Raw genomic sequence first — 20,587 nt, 5'->3', positions numbered from 1 at the left:
AGGTACACCGTCGCGCCGTCCACTGAGTCGACGACGGTAGGCGCACCGGGCTCCAGGATGAAGTCGCCGGACGCTCGGGCGGTCAGGTGTCTCCGTCGACCTCTGCGAGGCCGGACGTCTGAGTGACCGTCTCGACCGCGGCGGCCTCGATCCCGGTCAGCCGGTCGACGCCGGTGAGGGTCTCGGGCGATCGGCTCTTGAGGTGCTTCAGTGCGACGGGCCGGATAGCTCCGATCATCAGCAGAGCGACGACTCCGCCGACCAGAAGCTGCGCCCAGACAGCGCCGCCCGCCAAAGCGACGGCTCCCGCTGCCACTGCTCCCGCGGCAAGCATGATGAAGATGAGGTCGAGGCTGAAGACTTCGAACATCAGGAGAATGAAGCACAGGGCCAACCACGCTGCCCAGAGGTTCTCGCCGAACCATTCGATCATGTGCGGCTCACCTTCATTCGTCTCTGCTGCTGACCCTAGTCATCTCACCTTAGCGGTGCGGAGGCTCGGACGAAACAGGTGTTACTCCTCGTGTGCAGAGGCAGAGGCCTTCGTCCACACCATCACCTCTACCGCCACGGTCACGCGTGCGACGTCGGAGGATGCGATCTCTTCTTCGACTGCCGCTCGTGTGCGGTGATGTCCTGCTGGGCCCATGTGGATCAGGTCGGCGGCGGAGACGGAGTCCACGCTGACTTCGGTGCGCACTTCTTGGGTGCTGACGGGGCGACCCATGTGCGGCTCCAGGTCAGCGATCACGTGATCGCGCTTGGCCCGCTGCTGAGAGATGAGACCGTGCTGCTGGAGCTCGTGGAGATGATCCGGCAGGGAATGACGATGAGGGCTTGTCCGCCGGGCTGCAGGACGCGTGCATACTCAGCTGGGTGCCGAGGCGCGAAGACGTTGACAACGGTGGTGATCGAGCCGCTGCTGAGGGCAGCTGCTTCCAGAGGTCCCATACCAGCGCCAGGGTCTGCGGATGCTTGGACGCGCGCTTCATGCCCGCTGCGGAGATGTCGAGAGCTATGCCGCTGCGGGTGGGATTCTCATCCAGGAGGCCGTGCAGATAGTAGCCGGTGCCCGCGCCGCAGTCCGCAACCATCTCATCCGCTGCGACGACAAGGGTCTTCAGGCAGTCGAGGACAGGCTGGAAGATGCCGGAGCGCTGGACCCGTTCACGGGACATGATCATCTCCGGGGTATCCGGGGTGAGGCGGGTGCCCGCTCCGGACATGAGGTTGACATAACCCTGCCTGGCCGCATCGAAGCGGTGGTAGGCGGGGCATAGCAGTGCTGAGAGGCGTTCCGGTCCGCCTCCGGGTCCGGGTCCGGTGTGACGATGAGTCTTTGACGGCAGTTTGGGCACAGCACCGGCCACGTGCGCTGCACGCTCCGGCTCGCTGCGGCGGTCAGCGTCGCGTCATCCATGATGCCCAAGGCTAGACCCGAATGCTGGCTGTCACGTGCTCAGGACAGACTGCACGCGGCGGGTGGTGCTCATCACTGCGCTCACGCGTTGCCTGAATGACCGATAATCTACATTATGTCAACTTAAGTGTGAGTGCGACTCCCGGCTACCCTGGACGGATGACCCACACCCCCGGCCGCCGAGCGAGCCACGACGCTGACAAGCGAGCCCGCACAGGTTCTGCTTCCGCAGCCTTCGCAGCCGACAGCAAGCCTCGTGGTGATCTTCGCCGTGGTGGGCAACCGCTCGCACGAATCGGACTCAGTCCATGGGAGATCCTGTCCACTGCATGGCCGTTCCTCGCCGCGCTGGCGCTCGCGTGGCTGATCAGTGGAAGCCCTCGCTCCCCGCACCGGCTGTGGCCCCATGGCGTCGTCGTGGTGGCCTGCACAGTGCTTATTGGCATGTTGCTGCGCCTTCTGCTCACTGACGGAGGTGTGCAGACCAGCTTCGTCGTGGTGGCCACCCTCAGCCTCGGCGTTCTGCTGATGGGGCGTCGAGCGATCTCGAAGCTGCTGGCGGGCCGAGCAGAGCGCATGTCCACAAGTTGACATAATAGCGATCCGAGGGGCTCCGCGGCGACGCCCGGCAGACTCTGACCGGATCTCATGCATACGTCCAGCACCTGCCAAGGTCGGTCTCTCTAGTGTGGGTAAAGCTCATCACGAGTTGCACCACATTCCATAAAGGAGCGTTAGAGCGTGAAAGCAGTGACTTGGCAAGGCACGCACAAGATGTCGGTCGAGACCGTCCCCGACCCGACCATCGAAAAGCCCAGCGACGCCGTGATCGAGGTGACCTCCACCGCGATCTGCGGCTCGGATCTTCACCTCTACGAAGTCCTGGGCCCTTTTATGACGCCTGGGGACATCGTTGGCCACGAGCCGATGGGGCGCGTCGTCGAGACCGGGTCCGGAACCGACCTCAAGGTCGGCGACCGGGTCGTCGTTCCGTTCCAGATCGCCTGCGGCAACTGCTACTTCTGCAGCAAGGGCTCCAGACCCAGTGCGAGACGACGCAGAACACAGACATGGGCACCGGTCCTCTTCCTGTCGGATATTCGCAGCTCTACGGCGCGATCCCCGGCGGGCAGGCACAGTTCCTTCGTGTGCCCCACGCCGCTATGGGCCCATCAAGGTCAGCGACGAGCTTCCCGACCACCGCTACCTCTTCCTGTCGGATGTGCTGCCCACCGCGTGGCAGGCAGTTCAGTACGCCGGGGTTAAGAAGGGCGACAGCGTCGCGGTGCTCGGCCTCGGACCGATCGGTCAGTTCTGCGCGCGCATCGCACGGCACCTGGGCATGACGGTGTATGCCATTGAGCCCGAAGCCGAGCGCCGAGAGATGGCAGCGCGCCACGGCATCGAGGTCTTCCCCAGACCGAGGACGCGGTGGCGACCATCAAGGAGAAGACACAGGGACGGGGGCCCGATGCTGTCATCGATGCAGTCGGCATGGAGGCCCACGGAGGCGTCCAGTCCACGGTGGCGAAGTTCGCGCAGCTCGGCGCACAGTTCATGCCGAAGAAGATCTCGCAGCCGATGATGGACACCGTGGGCATGGACAGGCTGGGTGCTGTCTACACAGCCATCGATCTGGTGCGCCGGGGTGGGACCATCAGCCTCTCCGGCGTCTACGGCGGCCAGGCCTCTCCCTGCCGATGCTGACCATGTTCGACAAGCAGATCCAGTGACTATGGGTCAGGCCAACGTCAAGAACTGGGTCGACGACATTCTCCCCCTCGTGGAGGACACGAAGGACCCTCTCGGCGTCGACGACTTCGTGACTCACCATCTCCCCTTGACCAGGCGCCTGAGGCGTACCAGACCTTCCAGAAGAAGGAGGACGGCTGCATCAAGGTCGTCCTCGACCCCCAGGCAAGCTGAAGGCCTGCGTCTCGAAGAGCTTCTGAAACCGTTCGAGCGATCCCGAGGAGGACGCCATGACTGAGAAGAACCAGACGGACCCGACCACCAAGCATCATGACGATCAGTTCCCCGCGCATGGGGATGTGGGTCAGCCAGGCCTGGACAGCGAAACAGCACCCACCCCTGACCACGGCGAAGACTCCTACGTCGGCGCCGATCGCCTCAAGGGGAAGAAGGTGCTGATCACCGGCGGAGACTCCGGGATCGGGCGAGCAACCGCCATCGCCTTCGCGCGGGAGGGGCCGACATAGCGTTCGTCCATCTCCCGGAGGAGAAGGAGGACGCCCAAGAGACGCTCAAGCATGTTCACGATGCTGGTAAGCGCGGGCACGCATACCCGGCTGACCTGACGAAGGACGACGCTGCGGAAGGCGTCGTCGGCAATGCGCTGAAGGACCTGGGCGGAATCGACGTGCTCATTCTGAACGCGGCCTACCAGCGCAAGCGCAGCGGCATCGAGCACGTATCCATGGATGACGTGAAGAAGGTGTTCGGCACCAACCTCACCGCTCACGTTGCGCTGACCAAGCACGCGGTGCCGCACATCCCCGAGGGCGGTTCGATCATCACGACCACATCCGTGCAGGCAGCAGGCCCCGCTCCCCGCTGTTCGACTACGCGATGACGAAGGCGGCCCAGGTCGCCTTCACGGAGTCGTTGGCACAAGAGCTCACGCCTCGCGGCATCCGCGTCAACGCGGTCGCTCCGGGACCGATCTGGACCCCTCTCATCCCGGCCACCGGCTTCCCCGAGTCAAAGGTGGAGAACTTCGGCGGCGACACCCTATGGAGCGCGCCGGGCAGCTTACCGAGCTCGCTGGAGCCTACGTATACCTGGCCTCCGAGGAGGCGAGCTACACTTCGGGCGCCGTCATCCCCGTCACCGGCGGCAAGCCGTTCACAGGAGCGTGAGTTCAGATGCCTGAGGAGGAGCGCAGCTCAGTCAAGGACGAAGGGCTCTACGAGAAGCTCCGTGAGGACCAGGGGTACTCAAGGAGAAGGCAGCCCGCATCGCCAACTCTGCCGCCAAAGAGGGGCGGCAGAAGCAGGGCGAGAAGGGCGGCAGCTCTGAGAACTATGAGGACAGGACCGTGGAGGAGCTTCAGCAGCGCGCCAAGGAGCTCGACGTCGACGGCTACTCACAGATGAAGAAGGATGAGCTGATCGAAGCCCTGCGAGACCGCTAGGCGCGCTCATCGTTCGTGGCGGGACCGGGATCTCAGTATTCTGGTTCCGCCATATGTGTCCGCCCGAGCAGTCTGCTCCGGGGACTCATTCGACCCTCAAGGAGCTCCGAATGACAGCGAGAACAAGCCCGCTGCAGCATGTGCTGCTGGCCGGATGCGGCGACCTGGGTGAACGGGTCGGGACGCTGCTGCACGCACAGGGTACGCCAGTGACCGGCATCAGGCGCCGCCCGAAGCCTCATGGGCTCCCCTTCCCGGTGCTGGGAATGGATCTCGCTGAACCCGACCGCAGGCACGAGCTGCCGGCGGCAGATGCCGTCGTTATTGCCATGACAGCGGACGAGCCCACTCATGAGGGGTATGAGCGCGCGTACCGGCAGACTCTCGCAGGCCTCGCCTCGATCCTGCCGCGCCCGCTCCCCGCCTGGTGTTCGTCTCATCGACCGGTGTCCTGGGCGACTGGGACGGTGACACTGTCACCGAGCAGACCCCGCCGTCGCCGAAAGAGCAACAGCCAAGGTTCTTCACAGTGCAGAGAGCGATGCATACGCGCAGTTTCCGGAGGTGACCGTGGTGCGGTAAGCAGGGATATACGGGCCCGGGCGGACACGGACGATTGACCGCGTCCGGGTAAGCAAGTACCGATCACGGACGCATCACCAACAGGATCCACTCAGACGATCTGGCCAGCGCCATCGTGACGCTCCTCGAGCTGGAGGAGCCTCCCTCTCTGGTCCACGCTGTGGACCGCGCCCCATCCACCATGGGCGAAGTGCTCACCTACGTCGCGTCCCGCCTCGGAGTGCCCGTGCCGGAAGATTCGGGCGACGGAACACTCACGGGCAAGACGATCGACGCCAGCCTGCTCCATTCGCTTCTTCCGGCCGACGGACTGCGCTACCCGACGTTCCGCGAAGGGTATGGCGCGCTCATCGATGCCGCCGAGGCAGAGCGAGGCTAGATCAGTCCGCCGGAGCCGGATTCAGGTGGGAGGCGCTCAGGGCGCCTCCCCGCGAGTCGAAGTAGTAGAGCTGAGCCACCACCGGAACATCAGACTCGACGACGAGGCCGAACGGCGCGTCCAGCGGGACGGCTTCGGGTTCGATGAGATCGTTGATCCGCTGGTGCCGCACTCGTCTTGGGTCCACGAGGATTTCGTACGGCCCGACGGGTTCTGCGTCATCGTGGAACACGGTGAGGCGAACGCAGGCCTCCTCGAACGCAGTGTTCAGCAGACAGAGGGTATTGCGTGAGGTGAACTCAGGCTCCTGGCCTGTGCTCTGACTGGGAGCGAAGTAAGCGGAGAAGACCCAGGAGGTGCGTCCCAGTCCCGCATCGCGCTTGCGCCCGCGTGCACGTTCCTTCGAGCTGCCACGTTTCATGGAGTGCTTCAGCGCCACGTCTCTACTCGCCTTCCTCTCCGAGAAGCTCTTTCAGATAGTCGTTCATCATGACTCCGTCCGGGTCCATCTGCTTCCGAATCTGTTGGAACCGCTCCCACTCCGGGTAGAGCCGCGCCAGTTCAGGAGCCTTCATCGTGTGCTTCTTGCCCCAGTGCGGCCGACCGCCGTGCCGCTGGAAGATCGGCTCGATGTCATCGAAATACTCCTTGAACGGCAGAGTATTGTTCTGCAGCAGCGCAATGGTCATGGTGTCTCGCCCTTGGGCATTGGAGATCATGACGTTGTCTGCCGCAATCGTGCGCACCAGCACCCGCCAGCCGACAAGAGCGCGATGCTCCGACTTCACGCGTTCCCGCACTTCGCGGAAGGCGGCCAGCTGCTCGTCGAAGGGCAGCATGTACTCCATCTCCTCGAAGACAAGGTGCCGGTCATTCGGGATCACTTCGTAGGAGGGTCCTGTCACCTCCTTCTTCAGCTCACCGGGAGGCAGAAGGGTCGGCTCCTCTCCCGGCTCGTTGAGAAGACGGACCTGAGCCATGTCGGAGCGCGGGTACCAGTAGAAGTCGAAGCTGCGGTTCTGCTCCACCAGCTCGGCGAAGTGCTCGAGGACCCAATCGATATGGATCATGAAGTTCTGTCGGTGCAGCATGTAGGAGGACTCGAGCCGCAGGGTGAGGGAAGTGATGATTCCCAGCGTCCCCAGGCTGAGCGCCGCGGCACGGCTGAGGTCATGGTCCTCGCCTTCACCGGCGTCGACGCCGAACGGGATCTCCTCCCCAGTCCGTTGACAAGCACCCCGCCGATGACCATTGACGAGAGGTTGCCCAGTGAGATGCCTGACCCGTGGGTTCCTGTCGAGAGTGCTCCTGCGATGGCCTGATAGTCGACGTCGCCGAGGTTCATCATGGCGAGGTCGTGCTCGCCCAGCATCGCTCCCAGATCCCGCAGCCCGGTTCCGGGAAGCACCCGTGCGGTGCGGCTTTCATAGTCCGCAGCTTTCACGCCGGAGAGCCTCTCGAGGAGACGAGCGTCTCGGGGTGTTGAACAGCGGAGTCGAGGAGTGGCCCGAGCCCACGGGCCGCAGCGTCTTCCCCTCGGCGCGCTTTGGCAACGAGCTGCTGCACCTGGCGGGAGCTTCGCGGGGCGGCTCTGCTCTTCGGGGTGAACTCGATGCTCCCGGACCAGTTTCGGAAGGTGTCTGGCATACGCTTCGACCTCATAGACCTGTCGTACGGAGATGATCTCTGCTCAGCTGCCCAGTCAAACGGTCGAGCCTGGGCAAATGCTGAAGGGCCCGCAGCGTCACGCTGCGGGGCCCTTCAGCTGTCAGAGTGGGATGCGCTCCCGGTCAGGCGGCCGGTGCGTCCTCGCGGGTGTACTCGAGGCTGCCCAGGCCGTTCATCACCTGCTCTGCGGTGACCTGGTGGTTGACCACCGAAGAGGTCCACGTGCCCCAGACGGTGGAGTCGAACTCGTCACCGTTGCGACCGAGGTTCTGCAGGCGCTTCTGCTCCTCCTCCGTGAGCGTCTGCGTCGACAGGGGTTCGAGGTGCTTGACGTCATCGGCGCTCTTGCTGATGAACTCGCCGACGCGTGTGCCGTAGTCATCGTGGATCATGAACAGGTGCCAGAGGAAGCGCTCCTGCACCTGCGGTGCGGCCTCCTGAATCATGCCGCCGAGCTCCTCGACCAGCCCGTCGCGCTCCCACGCATTCATCGTGACGTAGCGGGCGCGTGCTTGCATGTAGTCGTTGCGGCGCTCGATGTTCGCAGGAGCAACGCGACCGGTGATCTCGGGCTGGTTGTTCGGCTTCTTCTCCGCCTCGGTGAGACCGCCAGTAATGGAGGGCTCGTAGTTTACGTGCGGGTTCTGTCCTTCGGCGAGGTCAACGCCGTAGGACATGAGGCCGCCGCGCTGGTGGGTGTGCACCGACTTGACGCCCTTGGGCGAGTTCACAGGCAGCTGCAGGTAGTTCGGGCCCACCCGGTAGCGCTGGGTGTCCGAGTACGAGAAGGTGCGGCCGATCAGCATCTTGTCGTCCGAGAAGTCGAGCCCGTCCACCAGCACTCCGGTGCCCATGGCGATCTGCTCGTTTTCGTTGTGGTGATCGTCCACGTTGCGGTTCAGCGTCATGGTGCCGACGTGGCGCAGCGGGAACTGGTCCTCCGGCCAGATCTTCGTGTCATCCAGGGGTCGAAGTCCAGCTCAGGGTGCTCCGCGTCTTCCATAATCTGGACGTAGAAGTCCCACTGGGGGTGCTCGCCGCGCTCGATGGAGTCGAAGAGGTCGCGGCTGGCGTGGCCGAGGTCCTGACCCTGCACTTTGGCGGCCTCATCGCTGCTGAGGAGGCGACGCTTACTCTGGGATGCCAGTGGTACTTGACGAGGACCGACTCGCCTTCGGCGTTGATCATTTTGTACGTGTTGACGCCGAAGCCCTCCATGTGCCGGTACGTGGCCGGAATGCCTCGAGGGCTGAAGAGGTGGGTGAGCATGTGCATCGACTCAGGCGCCTGGCTCATGAAGTCGAGGATGCGCGCTTACTCCTGTCGGAAGGAGACGGGGTCCGGCTTCAGGGAGTGGATCACATCGGGGAACTTGATGGCGTCACGGATGAAGAACACGGCCAGGTTGTTCCCGACGAGGTCCCAGTTGCCGTCCTCGGTGTAGAACTTCACGGCGAAGCCGCGGGGTCCCGCAGAGTCTCTGCTGAGTCGCGGCCGTGGATCACGGTGGAGAAGCGGATGGCGAGGTCGGTCTTCTTGCTTAAGCTTCCTGGAAGAGCTTGGCGCGGGTGTACTTCGAGGCGGGCTCGTCGCCGATCATGCCGGTCGCCTCGAACTCGCCGTAGGCTACGAATCCGCGCGCATGCACGACGCGCTCGGGAATCCGCTCGCGGTCGAAGTGGGAGATCTTCTCGAGGAAGTGGTAATTCTCCAGTGTGGCGGGTCCGCGTGAGCCGACCGTGCGCATGTTCTGGTTGTGCTGAACTGGGTGGCCCTGTCGGGTGGTGAGTGTCTGCTCAGCCATGGGGCACTCCTTTCGTCCTTGGGTGGAGGGCCTCAGTCTAACGCTTATTCTGAATGAGTCAGAACTGTCACGCACCCGGGCACGTCGGCTCCTGCGCCGGAGCGTCTATTTGGGAAAGGCGTTGGCATCGGGGCGGTACGCCCTCCGTCGGGCGTATTCGTGGACGCCTGCCAGCGTCTCCCGCTGAGCCTCTGCGGTCTCGAGGAGCTCGTCCGCCACGTCGCGCTTGACCCCCAGCTCCTCGCAGTAGTCGGCCACCACCAGCCAGGCATGCATCTTTGCTGTGATGGCCCCCATCATCAGCTCAACTTCAAGAACCATCTCCGAGGGAGAGCGATCCGTCACACCCGTGCCGAAGGGCTTGAGCCGAGCAAGCTTCTCCGCGGCTGAGGCCGCCTGCTCCATGATCGTGGGCCGGGTGAAGCCCTGCCGCTCGATCAGGCCCTCAAGCCACGCACGCTCACCGGCGATGCTCTCGGCCACGGCGGCGAGCTGCGCGTACACGGGGGTGTCCTGATACCCCTCCGCCATCGCCGTGATGCGGTCCAGGCCCGCCGCGGCCCCCGACAGGTGGTCTCTGAGGTATTGGCCCAGGAGGTCGCTGCTGACCGCATCCTCATCCAATGAGTGGTCTGCCCCGGGCAGCGGCAGGTTCGCCTGCGACGCCGGGTCCTTCGTCTTGGCCCGCATGGGGCCCGAATCTGCACCATTGCCTCGGGACATGCCGTCGATCAGCTCCTCGAGTGCCTCCAGGCCAGTCCTGGTCGGCTTCCAGCCGAGCTCCTCACGGGCCCGGTCCGTATTCATCAGCGGGGACCGCATCGCCATGTCCAGCCAGCCCTCGTCCATGGGGAGCAGACGGCTGCGATGGGCCAGCTTGATCAGAGGGCGGATCAGGAAGCTCGGCACGGGAATGAGCTCTTCTCCACGGCCTTGTACGCAGAGTCCACTTTGCCCATCTCAGCCTGCTGGGCAGCCTCCGTGTTCGACAGCGCGGATGCGAGGGCCTCGCCGTCGAGGATGTCATCGGCTGCCACGTTGAAGGGGCCGTGCGCACCTCGCAGCACAGCCTCGACGAAGGCGGCCGCAGCATCCCGAGCATGGAGAGCCTGCAGTCGGATGCCGTCGGGCATAGGAAGGCGGGGCGGCCTGACCGTCCCGAGAAGATTGTTGGGCAGAAGCTTGCCCAGGAAATAGCGCTGAATCTCCGAAGCCGCTGCTCCTGGAAGATCAGAGCGGGGCGGATCCGAGCCACCGCGACGTCGGGATGCTCGGCCTCGAACGCATCGACGGCTCGCTCCTGAGCCGCCTTGTCCACGCTGTAGTGGGCCGTCTGAATGCCGTCGGTGCGCCAGGTCTCGTCCCGCAGCTCGTGATCCTCGACCGGCGAGTACGCACCCACAGAGGATGCGAGGGCCACGTGCTTCACCCCCGCCCTGGCAGCCGCCTCGAGGACGTGGGCGGTTCCGTCGACGTTGACGCGGCGCAGGAGCTCACGGTCGTGGTTGGGCTGAATGAGCCAGGCAAGGTGGATGACCGCATCGGCTCCGTCGAAGGCCTCCGTGAGCTCGTCCACGGATTCCTCCCACTGGACATCGATGCTCAGCCAATCGGCCTGCCGGTAGGGGTCCACATCGGTGTTCGGACGGCGACGGGCGATGGCCCTCATGCTGTCAGCCTCACCGCGCTCCATGAGCTCGTTCAGCACGGCGGTTCCGAGATTTCCGCTTGCTCCGACGACGGCGATGCGCATACCTGTAAATCCTCCTGCAGAAACGTTCTTGCTCTGGGCGCTGCCACCACCACACCACCCGATCCTGGATCTCGCGTGTGCGTCGCCTGGATGCCTGCGACTCTGGGGCGACCGCCACGGCGTGCCTGCGGTCCGATGCTCCCCGGCCTGCCTAGCCTGGGCACGTGAGTGTTTTCGGGCCCGCAGCCGAGGCGGCGGCACGTCTCGCCCCACAGTAAGCGAGCGACGCGGCCGACTCGCCTGAGCCATCCGGCCTTCCCGGCAGCTTCAGGTCCGCCTTGGAACAGCTTCGTGCTGCCGCACCGCGGCACGAGGCCTTCGTCGAAGAGGTTCCGGCTCCCGTCAGACTCGCTCCATACGCTGTGGCGCTTCGGGCAGAAGTTTCGGTCGACGGGTCCTCGGCCCCGGTCGCCTCCGGCGCGCAGCGTCCGGACACAGATTCGGGTCAGACCTTGGCAAGCGGGCGCTTCATCCTTCTTCACGACCCGGCCGGGCAGCCCCTGTGGGGCGGAACGTTTCGCGTGGTGATCTACATCAGAGCTGAGCTGGAGCCCGAGATGGGGAACGACCCCCTTCTTGCCGAGGTGGCGTGGACCTGGCTCTCTGACTCACTGGCCCAGCACGGCGTGGAGCACACGGCCGCAGGGGAACGGCGACAAGGATTCTGTCTGAATCGTTCGGGTCCCTGAATTCGCGCGAGTCGACCAATGATGTGGAGCTGCGCGCGTCGTGGACAGCCACTTAGGCGAGGGATTCGGCGCTCACCTGGAAGCCTGGGCGGACATGGTCTGCTCATTCGCCGGGCTTCCCTCACAGCCCGACGGCGTGCTTGCGATGCCGCACATCCGGAGAATATAGGAGAACGTGCCCCCTCACCCCGAGCAGTCAATGCCGCAGGACAGCGAAGCGCTCCCCTGCTGACCGAGCCCCAGGACGGCGTTCCTGGGGTCATCAGCACGCAGCGGGGGCTGATGAGAGCGGCGGAGGCCCTGGCCCAGGGCCAGGGACCCGTTGCAGTGGACGCCGAACGTGCTTCGGGGTTCCGCTACGGTCAGCGGGCCTTCTTGGTGCAGCTCAAGCGGGAGGACTCGGGCATCTGGCTGATCGACCCCGAGGCATTCGACGCCTTGGAGCCGCTCGCTCCCATTCAGGAGGCGTTGGGCGATGCCGAGTGGATTCTTCATGCCTCCACCCAGGACCTTCCCTGCTTGGAGGAGGTAGGCATGCAGCCGACCCGCCTCTTCGACACGGAGCACGCCGCACGGCTGGCTGGCCTTCCCAAAGTGGGTCTCGGGGCGGTGGTCGAGAACCTGCTGGGTCTGCGCCTGGCCAAGGAGCACTCGGCAGCGGACTGGTCCAGAAGGCCGCTTCCGGAGGATTGGCTCCGCTATGCAGCCCTGGACGTAGAGCTGCTCGTGGAGCTTCGCGAGGAGCTCAGCCAGCTCTTGGACGATCAGGGAAAGACGGAGTGGGCTGAGCAGGAGTTCGAATACCTGCGCACCTTCAAACCTGCTCAGCAGCCGCCCGAAGACAGGTGGCGGAGGACGTCCGGACTGAACAGGCTGAAGTCGCCGCGCAAGCTCGCCGTACTCCGGGAGCTGTGGAACGTGCGGGAATCGCTCGCGGAGAGCAAGGACGTCGCTCCGGGGCACCTGATCCCCGATTCCGCGCTGATCGCAGCCGCCGATGCCCAGCCGCGGACTGTGCCCCAGCTGCTCGATGTCCAAGGATTCCACGGCCGTGCCGCCAAGAAGGAGGCGCGGCGCTGGCTCGCTGCCGTTCAGGTAGGCGCGCGTTCGGACGATCTTCCCGTCAAGCAGGCCCGGGGCGGGGCGCCCCTCCCCGCCCAGAACGTGGCGCGACCGGAACCCCGAGGCATTCGCGCAGTTTCGGACTGCGCGGGCGCGGGTGCATCGTCATGCGGAGCAGATCGACGTCATGCCTGAGACGCTGCTGACCCCGCGGCGCTGAAGCAGCTCTGCTGGACACCGCCGAATCCGGTGGACTTCGACACCGTGGCATCGGCGCTCGAGGCCCTCGGAGCGCGTCCCTGGCAGATCCAGCAGACCGCAGCGATCGTCACCGTCGCCCTGCTCGACCCAGAACCGGTCGACGACTGATGTCGTGCTTCACCGGCTGCTCTCCTCGGCGGCAGTTCCTCCGAGGAGCTCTTCTGGGGGCAGGGGCGCTGTCGCTGACTGCCTGCGGCGGCGGAAGAGACTCCGAGGACGCCAGCGACGACCAGGACTGGACTGACATCGCACCAGCGGAGAGCCTGCCGGTTGGAGAGGCGGGCATTGCGGAGGTGGGTGAGCACACGCTTCTGGTCAATCGCCCGGACGAAGACTCGGTGATGGTGTTCTCAGCCGTCTGCCCCCATGAGGGTGCACGGTCGGCATGGACGAGGATCGCTTCGAATGCCCGTGCCACGGCTCCCAGTTCGAGTTCACGGGTGAGCGGATCGCCGGACCAGCACCCCGTGGACTGACGTCCTACGATGCGGAGATCAGCGAGGGGACGATCCGGGCACGGCTCACCTGAGGCGTGCCCGGGGTCGATCGATGCTCAGTGCGGGCGCTGCTGAAAGAGAGGGATCTCTCCGGTGGGCATCGCTTCTCCCGGCAGGCGACGCGCGAAGGGCACTTTGGTGCCGAGGACCTGGGCCACAGTGTCCTGGGCGATCTGGGCAGAGGTGAGTCCGACTCTCTCGAGCACCTGGTCCCTGGACCCATGAGCGAGGAACGTCACCGGCAGTCCCACTTCGTTCAGCGCGGTGTCCACTCCGGCAGCTCGCATCTCCTGCCGGATTCGGGAGCCCACGCCTCCTGCTCTGACGCCGTCCTCGATGCACACCACGATCCGGTGGCGTGCGGCAAGGGACACGACCGTCTCCGGGACCGGAAGCACCCAGCGCGGGTCGACGACGGTGGCAGTGATCCCTTGGTCCTCCAGCCTCTTGGCCAGGTCGAGGGACAGCTCCCCATTGTTCCCACTGAGACGATCAGGACGTCGTTCGCATAGTCGCTGTTCGAAGCCGCCGCAGTGCTGTGCAGCACGTCGACCCCGTCGTCGAGCCGCTCGAGGGCATGAATCTCGTCATTGACCGATCCTTTGGAGAAGCGCACCACGGTGGGGGCGTCTTCGACAGCCACGGCTTCGCGCAGCTCTTCACGCAGTCGGGTGGAGTCACGAGGCGCCGCGATCCGCAGGCCCGGCACGATCTGAAGCAGCGACAGGTCCCACATGCCATGGTGGCTCGGCCCGTCGGGACCTGTGACGCCGGCGCGATCGAGCACGAGGGTGACTCCTGCCCTGTGCAGGGCCACATCCATCAGAAGCTGATCGAACGCGCGATTGAGGAATGTGGCGTAGACGGCGATCACCGGGTGGAGGCCGCCGTACGCCAGACCCGCCGCCGACGCGACTGCGTGCTGTTCGGCGATGCCCACGTCGTACACCCGGTCCGGGAACCGCTTGGCCATCGTGGAGAGTCCTACGGGCATCATCATGGCCCCGGTGAGAGCCACGACGTCCTGCCGCTCCTCAGCAATGGCTGCGATCTCCTCTTCGAAGACGGATGTCCATGAGCGGGCGGAGCCGCGCGAGACAGGATCCCGGTCTCGGGGTCGATGACGCCCACGGCGTGCATCTGATCGGCTGTGTCCGCGCGGGCGGGCGCGAATCCTCGGCCTTTCTCCGTCATGGCGTGCACGAGCACCGGTCCGCCGTAGTTGCGAGCGTCAGCCAGGGCATCCTCGAGGGCGCGCTGGTCGTGGCCGTTGACGGGCCCGATGTACTTGATGCCGAGATCCTCGAAGAGTCCCTGGGGACTCCAGAAGTCTTTGGCTCCCTTCTTCGCCGCATGAAGGCTGCGGTACATCATCCGCGAGACCGCGCCGCCCTGCTGAAGGCGGCGCTTCGTGCCGTCCAGCATGTCTTCGTAGGCGCGGTGCGTGCGGACCTTGTCCAGCACGCCTCTGCGCAGCTTGGAGAGCTGGTCGGCCAGCCCGCCGACGGTCGGCGCGTAGGAGCGCCCGTTGTCATTGACAACGATCACCACGCGCCGGTCCTTGTCGGCCGCAATGTTGTTCACGGCTTCCCAGGCCATGCCCCCGGTCAGCGCGCCGTCGCCGATGATGGGAATGACGAAGCGGTCGCCCTCGCCCTGCAGCTGATAAGCCCGCGAGATCCCATCTGCCCAGGAGAGTGAGGAGGAGGCATGCGAGGATTCGACGATGTCGTGGGGATTCGCCGCGATCCGGATACCCGGAGAGCCCGCCTTCCTTGCGAAGCGTCGTGAAGTCCTGCCGTCCGGTGACCAGCTTGTGCACATACGACTGGTGCCCGGTGTCGAAGATGACGGAGTCCCGAGGAGAGTCGAACACTCGGTGGATGGCGAGCGTGAGCTCGACGACGCCCAGGTTCGGGCCGAGATGCCCGCCGGTGGCGGAGACATTGGCGATGAGGAATGCGCGGATCTCTTCCGCAAGATTCTCGAGCTGCTCGGCGTTGAGTCGGCTCAGGTCCTGAGGAGCCCCGATAGTGGGCAGAATGCTCATTCGGCTATGGTACCCAGCCCGACCTGCACGGTCCCAACACGCGACGAGCGAGGGCGGGGTCAGACCGTATGGTCTGACCCCGCCCTCGCCGCTTCTGATGGGCGCTGACGCCTAGGAGGCGTTCTTCACCAGGCTTCGCAGCACGTACTGCAGGATGCCGCCGTTGCGGTAATAGCCTGCCTCGCCCGGGGTGTCGATCCGCACGTCGGCGTCGAACTCGACAGTGCCGCCGTCGTCCTTCGTGGCAGTGACCTTGACCGTTGCCGGAGTCTCTCCATTGTTCAGCGCTTCGATGCCTTCGATGTCGAAGGTCTCGAAGCCGGTGAGGCCGAGAGTGTCCGCCGACTCGCCCTCGGGGAACTGGAGCGGCAGGACGCCCATACCGATGAGGTTCGACCGGTGGATGCGCTCGAAGGACTCGGTGATGACGGCCTTCACTCCGAGGAGCCGGGTGCCCTTTGCCGCCCAGTCGCGGGAGGAGCCTGAGCCGTACTCCTTGCCTCCCAGGACGACGAGGGGAATCCCTGCCTCCTGGTAGTTCTCCGCAGCGTCGTAGACGTACGCCTGAGGTGCGCCGTCCTGAGTGAAGTCGCGGGTGAAGCCGCCCTCCACGCCGTCCAGCAGCTCGTTCTTGATGCGGATGTTGGCGAAGGTGCCCCGGATCATCACCTCATGGTTGCCGCGTCGCGAGCCGTAGGAGTTGAAGTCCTTGCGCTCCACGCCGTTCTCCAGAAGGTACCGGCCTGCGGGTGTGTCCGACTTGAAGGAGTAGGCTGGGGAGATGTGGTCCGTGGTCACGGAGTCGCCCAGCTTCAGGAGCACCCGAGCTCCCTTGACGTCGGTCACCGGGCCAGGCTCCATGTCCATACCGTCGAAGTAGGGCGCCTTGCGCACGTAGGTCGATGCCTCGTCCCACGCGAAGGTGGAGCCTTCGGGGTGTCCATCGCCTTCCAGCGGTGATCTCCGTCGAAGACAGTGTCGTACTTGGAAGTGAACATCTCTGTGTCGATGGACTCGTCGATGATGGTCTGGACCTCAGTCAGGTCGGGCCAGATGTCCTTCAGGTAGATGTCCTTGCCCTCGGAATCCTGACCCAGGGGTTCGTTCTCGAAGTCGAAGTCCATCGATCCGGCCAGCGCGTAGGCGACCACCAGCGGAGGCGAGGCCAGGTAGTTCATCTTCACATCGGGGTTGATGCGGCCCTCGAAGTTTCGGTTTCCCGAGAGAACGGAGGTCACAGCGAGGTCCTCGTCCTGGACGGTCTTCGAGATCTCATCCTCAAGAGGCCCGGAGTTTCCGATGCAGGTGGTGCAGCCGTACCCGACGATGAAGAAGCCGATCTTCTCCAGGTATTCGATCAGGCCTGAGCGCTCGTAGTAGTCGGTGACAACCTTTGAGCCGGGGGCGATGGAGGTCTTGACCCAGGGCTTCTGCACGAGCCCCTTCTCGACCGCGTTGCGCGCGAGCACGCCGGCGGCGAGCATCACATTGGGGTTCGATGTGTTGGTGCAGGACGTGATCGAGGCGATCGAGACTGCGCCATGGTCGAGGTGGAACTCCCGACCGTCGGGCATCTTGACGGCCACAGGCTTCGACGGACGGTAAGCGGCGGGCTGACCGCCCTGACCGGTGCGGGGCTTGTCGGCGGCGTCCTGCTCCTGCCCGGCTGCGGGAGTGGGCGCGTCGGACGCGGGGAAGCTCTCCTCCACGGCCTCGTCGACCGTGCCTTCGGCGGTGTCGGCACCGTTGTCGACGTAGTTGTGGATGTCCTTGCGGAACTGCTCCTTCGCATCGGTGAGTTCGATGCGGTCCTGCGGACGCTTTGGACCGGAGATCGACGGGACGATGGTGGAGAGGTCCAGTTCGAGCTGCTCGGAGAAGCGAAGCTCCTTCGACGGGTCGTGCCACATCTTCTGCTCTTTGGCATAGGCCTCGACCAGGGCCAGCTGCTCCTCGGTGCGGCCCGTGAGCCGCATGTAGTCCATCGTCACCTGGTCGATGGGGAACATCGCCGCAGTGGAGCCGAACTCAGGGCTCATGTTGCCGATCGTGGCTCGGTTGGCGAGCGGAACCTCGGCCACGCCGTCGCCGTAGAACTCGACGAACTTTCCGACGACTCCGTGCTCACGAAGCATCTGCGTGATCGTCAGCACGACGTCGGTGGCGGTGGCACCCGCGGGGATCTCGCCGGTGAGGCGGAAGCCGACCACGCGAGGGATGAGCATGGAGATCGGCTGGCCGAGCATCGCTGCCTCGGCCTCGATGCCGCCGACGCCCCAGCCGAGCACGCCCAGCCCATTCTCCATGGTGGTGTGGGAGTCAGTGCCCACACATGTGTCGGGGTACGCCTGCAGGCCGTTCTGAGTCTGCCGGGTCATGACCACGCGGGCAAGGGACTCGATGTTGACCTGGTGGACGATTCCCATCCCTGGGGAACGACCTTGAAGTTCTCGAAGGCGGTCTGTCCCCAGCGCAGGAACTGGTACCGCTCGCCGTTGCGCTGGTACTCGATGTCCATGTTGCGCTCGATCGCATCATGGGATCCGAAGGCGTCGATCTGCACGGAGTGATCGATGACCATCTCGGCCGGAGCCAGCGGGTTGATCTTCTCGGGATCGCCGCCCAGGTCAGCGACGGCCTCGCGCATCGTGGCGAGGTCCACCACGCAGGAACTCCGGTGAAGTCCTGCATGAGCACCCGTCCGGGGTGAACTGGATCTCGACGTTCGGCTGGGCGTCCTTGTCCCATGACCCGAGGGCCTTGATGTGCTCAGCGGTGACGTTTGCGCCGTCCTCGGTGCGCAGCTGGTTCTCCAGCAGCACCTTGAGGCTGTAGGGAAGGGTGTCGTAGCCCTCGACCTTGTCCAGTCGATAGATTTCGTAGTCGGCGCCGTTGACGTTGAGAACGTCCTTTGCTCCGAAGCTGTCCACAGTGCTCATGCGGGACTCCTTTGTCTGGTTGTCCGAACTGACGCGGGCCTCGGACTTGGGCGCGACCGATGACCTCGTCGTGATTCAGAGACCATCCTACTCACACGTGAATCGTTGGCGTGTCCGCAGACACAGGTCTGTCGTCACCGCGCGAAGACGGCGACGGACTCCATGTGGTGAGTGTTGGGGTACATATCGATGACCTCGAGGTCTCGCAGGCGCCATCCTCGGACAGCGAGGGCTTTGGCGTCTCGGGCGAAGGAGGCGGGATCGCACGAGACGTAGATGATCTGTCTCGGGGCCGCCGCGTCGATTCCTGCAATGGCGCGCTCACCTGCCCCTGCCCGCGGCGGATCCAGGAGGACCAGGTCTGAGCTCCGGAGGCGCGACAGGATTCGCTCGACCGGTGCCTTCAGCACCTCGACATGATTGAGGCCCTGAAAGAGATCCTTCGCACTGGAGGAGGATGCCTCGGCCGCTTCGACGGAGAGCACATGGCCGGTGGGCCCTACGCGCTCTGCGGCCCACGCGGTGAACAGGCCCGCCCCGCATACAGATCGGCCACGGACTCCCGGGGCCGATGTCGGCCATCCGGTCGACTGCGGAGATGAGTGCCTGCGGTGCACGCCGGTGGATCTGCCAGAAGCTCTCCGCTCGCAGCGTCACATGGGTACGAGGGCCGTCGGGCGCCGCCACAGGGTGAGGAAGGGGCTCGTCGACGGTGTGCTTAAGCCCAGGAGCGTCTCATGCACGAGTCGCAGCCCCGAGTTCTGGCGTCGTCGCGAACTCTCTCGGCGGGGTGAGCGGCGGGGCTCCGATGGTCTGATGCGCGCGAGGACGAGATTGAACTCTCCCGGGAGCTGCTTAGCAGCGTGGACCAGACGCTCCTCCAGGCTGGAGACCTCTCCGCGGGTTCGGACGATCACGGTCAGGGGCCCCTGGCGCCGGGTGCGATGAGATCGACGTGCTCCGCGCCTGAGAAGTCCCAGCCGAAGACGGGCGATTCGGTCAGAGCCTCCACCGCCAGAGGCATATCGGAAATGGGTATGACCTCGTGCTCCCGATGGGGATGCATACCCAGCTGACCCTCTGGGGTCACGGCGAAGTCCGCGCGTGTGCGCCAGTGCAGCCCGTCGCTGGAGCCGTCCAGGGCTGTCACCCGGGGCTCTCCCTCGGCGGTGAGATGGTCTCGGTCGAACCCGCCCAGCAGTGTTCGGTCGAGGGTGAGGTCGCCGATGCGCGCGAGCTGATCGCGGAAGACGTGGGCCTTCAGGCGTCGCTGATGGGCAAGGCTGATGTGGCCCAGCTCCGCACCACCCACCGGCAGAGCTCCGGAGGCGTGCGCCGTGTGGGCATCGGCAGCTGGCCAGGGGTGCGTGCGCCGATGCTCCGAGCGCTCGATCACGGACACCGCGTCGGCCCGCCAGAACTTCGCGGACGCTCCCCTTGGGTCACCGCTGCTCGAACGGTCTCTCCCGGAATGGCATGCCGCACAAACACGACGCGCCCCTGGTGCCGGGCGACGCAGTGACCGCCGTGGGCCATCGGGCCCACCTCAAGGGTGAGCAGGTCAGTCACGGACGGGCTCGCGGTCATCGCGTGCGGCCGAACCTTCGTCGGTGTCGGCTGCTTCTCCTGCGGACTCAGGCCGTGTGATCATCCAGCCCAGCCAGAGGCCGAGGGCCCACAGAGGCACACCCATCACCAGACGCGAGGTCCCCAGCGGGCCGAAGGCATCGGCCACGTAGAGCGGAACCTGAACTGCGAAGCGCGCGACCATGATGGCCACCAGGATCCAGGTGGCCAGTGCGTAGCGACGCCTGAGATTGGCCTGATGGCGCCACGCGACCCCTGACCGCGGATGAACCCGAAGAGCAGCCCCACCACAGGCCAGCGCACCGCGATCGAAATGACGAATGCCGTGGTGTAGACGACGTTGACCAGGATTCCTAGAACGTAGAAGTCACGGGCCTCCCCGGTCTGCTGCGCGACGAGCGCACACAGTCCCACTCCCACTATTCCGGAGACGGACTGGACGAGCGTGCCCCGCTGGATGAGCCGGGCGATCCCGAAGGCGCCGGCCACGAGCAGTGAGCTCAGCAGGGCTGGGCCCAGCTCCTCCGTGAACAGGAAGACAAGGAGGAAGGCGGTAGGCGGGAGGGTTGCTTCAGCGAGGCCTCTCCACCCGCCGAGGGAGCTCCACACCTCAAGGGACCCGTCGTCCCGGGCGTGCAGCTTGGAGGCCGCCTGGGCAGACAGCTGCTCCCCCACCTCATCGGCGCGGCTCTTATCTTCGTCGGGCGTCTCCGCCTGTCGGCTGCTCTGCTGATCCGCCATG

At 65.1% G+C, this 20,587-nt stretch carries 19 protein-coding genes and 8 pseudogenes; 8 read left to right on the top strand and 19 right to left on the bottom strand.

The features are described from left to right. Positions 1–82: 82 nt before the first annotated feature. The 3 genes from K0H76_RS11610 to K0H76_RS11600 form a co-directional block, all read right to left on the bottom strand. Complete coding sequence (locus K0H76_RS11610; protein ID WP_258933088.1) at positions 83–433, bottom strand: NfeD family protein; 351 nt, start codon at positions 431–433, stop codon at positions 83–85. Between the two features lie 81 nt (positions 434–514). After that, positions 515–751, bottom strand: a complete 237-nt coding sequence (locus K0H76_RS11605) for a hypothetical protein (protein WP_258933087.1) — start codon at positions 749–751, stop codon at positions 515–517. Then, positions 741–1,226, bottom strand: a complete 486-nt coding sequence (locus tag K0H76_RS11600; RefSeq protein WP_258933086.1) for a hypothetical protein — start codon at positions 1,224–1,226, stop codon at positions 741–743. Before K0H76_RS11600 ends, K0H76_RS11605 begins: the two co-directional genes overlap by 11 nt. Before the next feature lie 353 nt (positions 1,227–1,579). Between K0H76_RS11600 and K0H76_RS11595 the strand changes: the two genes are divergently transcribed. The 5 genes and pseudogenes from K0H76_RS11595 to K0H76_RS11575 all read left to right on the top strand — a co-directional run bounded on the left by K0H76_RS11595 (position 1,580) and on the right by K0H76_RS11575 (position 5,535). Then, positions 1,580–2,011, top strand: coding sequence for a DUF3054 domain-containing protein (locus K0H76_RS11595; RefSeq protein WP_258933085.1), 432 nt, complete (start codon positions 1,580–1,582; stop codon positions 2,009–2,011). 150 nt (positions 2,012–2,161) lie between these two features. Then, a pseudogene (locus K0H76_RS11590) lies at positions 2,162–3,346 on the top strand (alcohol dehydrogenase catalytic domain-containing protein). A 56-nt stretch (positions 3,347–3,402) separates the two neighbouring features. Continuing rightward, positions 3,403–4,299, top strand: a pseudogene (locus tag K0H76_RS11585) (SDR family oxidoreductase). A 6-nt stretch (positions 4,300–4,305) separates the two neighbouring features. Continuing rightward, positions 4,306–4,574, top strand: a pseudogene (locus K0H76_RS11580) (Rho termination factor N-terminal domain-containing protein). A gap of 697 nt (positions 4,575–5,271) precedes the next feature. Further along, positions 5,272–5,535 carry a hypothetical protein gene (locus tag K0H76_RS11575; protein ID WP_258933084.1) on the top strand — a complete coding sequence of 88 codons (264 nt, stop codon included), beginning with the start codon at positions 5,272–5,274 and terminating at the stop codon, positions 5,533–5,535. A 1-nt stretch (position 5,536) separates the two neighbouring features. On the opposite strand, the gene K0H76_RS11570 is transcribed toward K0H76_RS11575, so the two are convergent. From K0H76_RS11570 to K0H76_RS11535, 8 genes and pseudogenes are all read right to left on the bottom strand, one after another. Then, positions 5,537–5,956 carry a sensory rhodopsin transducer gene (locus K0H76_RS11570; RefSeq protein WP_258933083.1) on the bottom strand — a complete coding sequence of 140 codons (420 nt, stop codon included), beginning with the start codon at positions 5,954–5,956 and terminating at the stop codon, positions 5,537–5,539. A 22-nt stretch (positions 5,957–5,978) separates the two neighbouring features. Then, complete coding sequence (locus tag K0H76_RS11565) at positions 5,979–6,605, bottom strand: hypothetical protein (protein WP_258933082.1); 627 nt, start codon at positions 6,603–6,605, stop codon at positions 5,979–5,981. Continuing rightward, on the bottom strand, positions 6,602–6,979 hold the full coding sequence (locus K0H76_RS11560) for an FAD-binding protein (protein WP_258933081.1): 378 nt from the start codon (positions 6,977–6,979) through the stop codon (positions 6,602–6,604). Before K0H76_RS11560 ends, K0H76_RS11565 begins: the two co-directional genes overlap by 4 nt. Positions 6,980–7,325: 346 nt before the next feature. Then, positions 7,326–7,694 carry a hypothetical protein gene (locus tag K0H76_RS11555; protein ID WP_258935398.1) on the bottom strand — a complete coding sequence of 123 codons (369 nt, stop codon included), beginning with the start codon at positions 7,692–7,694 and terminating at the stop codon, positions 7,326–7,328. Positions 7,695–7,877: 183 nt separating this feature from the next. Further along, positions 7,878–8,655 (bottom strand): annotated as a pseudogene (locus K0H76_RS11550) (catalase); the annotation flags it as partial. Between the two features lie 88 nt (positions 8,656–8,743). Next, positions 8,744–9,007, bottom strand: a complete 264-nt coding sequence (locus K0H76_RS11545; RefSeq protein ID WP_258933080.1) for a catalase — start codon at positions 9,005–9,007, stop codon at positions 8,744–8,746. A gap of 105 nt (positions 9,008–9,112) precedes the next feature. After that, positions 9,113–9,856, bottom strand: a complete 744-nt coding sequence (locus K0H76_RS11540) for a hypothetical protein (protein ID WP_258933079.1) — start codon at positions 9,854–9,856, stop codon at positions 9,113–9,115. Further along, positions 9,792–10,760: an NAD-dependent epimerase/dehydratase family protein gene (locus K0H76_RS11535; protein WP_258933078.1), complete on the bottom strand. Its 969-nt coding sequence runs from the start codon at positions 10,758–10,760 to the stop codon at positions 9,792–9,794. Before K0H76_RS11535 ends, K0H76_RS11540 begins: the two co-directional genes overlap by 65 nt. A 278-nt stretch (positions 10,761–11,038) precedes the next feature. Between K0H76_RS11535 and K0H76_RS11530 the strand changes: the two are divergent. From K0H76_RS11530 to K0H76_RS11520, 3 genes and pseudogenes are all read left to right on the top strand, one after another. Further along, positions 11,039–11,618: pseudogene (locus K0H76_RS11530) on the top strand (DUF3000 domain-containing protein). 113 nt (positions 11,619–11,731) lie between these two features. Beyond that, positions 11,732–12,880: pseudogene (locus K0H76_RS11525) on the top strand (HRDC domain-containing protein). Beyond that, on the top strand, positions 12,880–13,248 hold the full coding sequence (locus K0H76_RS11520) for a Rieske 2Fe-2S domain-containing protein (RefSeq protein ID WP_258933077.1): 369 nt from the start codon (positions 12,880–12,882) through the stop codon (positions 13,246–13,248). The pseudogene K0H76_RS11525 and the gene K0H76_RS11520 overlap by 1 nt, the downstream one beginning before the upstream one ends. 77 nt (positions 13,249–13,325) lie before the next feature. On the opposite strand, the pseudogene dxs reads toward K0H76_RS11520, so the two are convergent. The 8 genes and pseudogenes from dxs to K0H76_RS11480 form a co-directional block, all read right to left on the bottom strand. Then, a pseudogene (gene dxs / locus K0H76_RS11515) lies at positions 13,326–15,319 on the bottom strand (1-deoxy-D-xylulose-5-phosphate synthase). Positions 15,320–15,430: 111 nt separating this feature from the next. Next, positions 15,431–18,258, bottom strand: a pseudogene (locus K0H76_RS11510) (aconitate hydratase). A gap of 134 nt (positions 18,259–18,392) precedes the next feature. Further along, positions 18,393–18,875, bottom strand: coding sequence for a hypothetical protein (locus K0H76_RS11505; RefSeq protein WP_258933076.1), 483 nt, complete (start codon positions 18,873–18,875; stop codon positions 18,393–18,395). A gap of 36 nt (positions 18,876–18,911) precedes the next feature. Further along, a complete protein-coding gene (locus tag K0H76_RS11500; RefSeq protein WP_258933075.1) occupies positions 18,912–19,175 on the bottom strand; it encodes a hypothetical protein in 264 nt (87 codons plus the stop codon). Between the two features lie 2 nt (positions 19,176–19,177). Continuing rightward, positions 19,178–19,654 (bottom strand): hypothetical protein, encoded by a 477-nt coding sequence (locus K0H76_RS11495; RefSeq protein WP_258933074.1) that lies wholly within the window; start codon positions 19,652–19,654, stop codon positions 19,178–19,180. Next, on the bottom strand, positions 19,651–19,794 hold the full coding sequence (locus tag K0H76_RS11490) for a TRAM domain-containing protein (RefSeq protein ID WP_258935397.1): 144 nt from the start codon (positions 19,792–19,794) through the stop codon (positions 19,651–19,653). Before K0H76_RS11490 ends, K0H76_RS11495 begins: the two co-directional genes overlap by 4 nt. 25 nt (positions 19,795–19,819) lie before the next feature. Beyond that, positions 19,820–19,951 (bottom strand): hypothetical protein, encoded by a 132-nt coding sequence (locus tag K0H76_RS11485; protein ID WP_258933073.1) that lies wholly within the window; start codon positions 19,949–19,951, stop codon positions 19,820–19,822. Next, positions 19,951–20,586 (bottom strand): DUF3159 domain-containing protein, encoded by a 636-nt coding sequence (locus K0H76_RS11480; RefSeq protein WP_258933072.1) that lies wholly within the window; start codon positions 20,584–20,586, stop codon positions 19,951–19,953. The genes K0H76_RS11485 and K0H76_RS11480 overlap by 1 nt, the downstream gene beginning before the upstream one ends. Between the last annotated feature and the right edge of the window lies 1 nt (position 20,587).

It is taken from the genome of Nesterenkonia pannonica (genome assembly GCF_019575955.1).
Classification (GTDB): Bacteria; Actinomycetota; Actinomycetes; order Actinomycetales; family Micrococcaceae; genus Nesterenkonia; species Nesterenkonia pannonica.
This window is presented reverse-complemented; position numbering and strand designations above follow the sequence as displayed.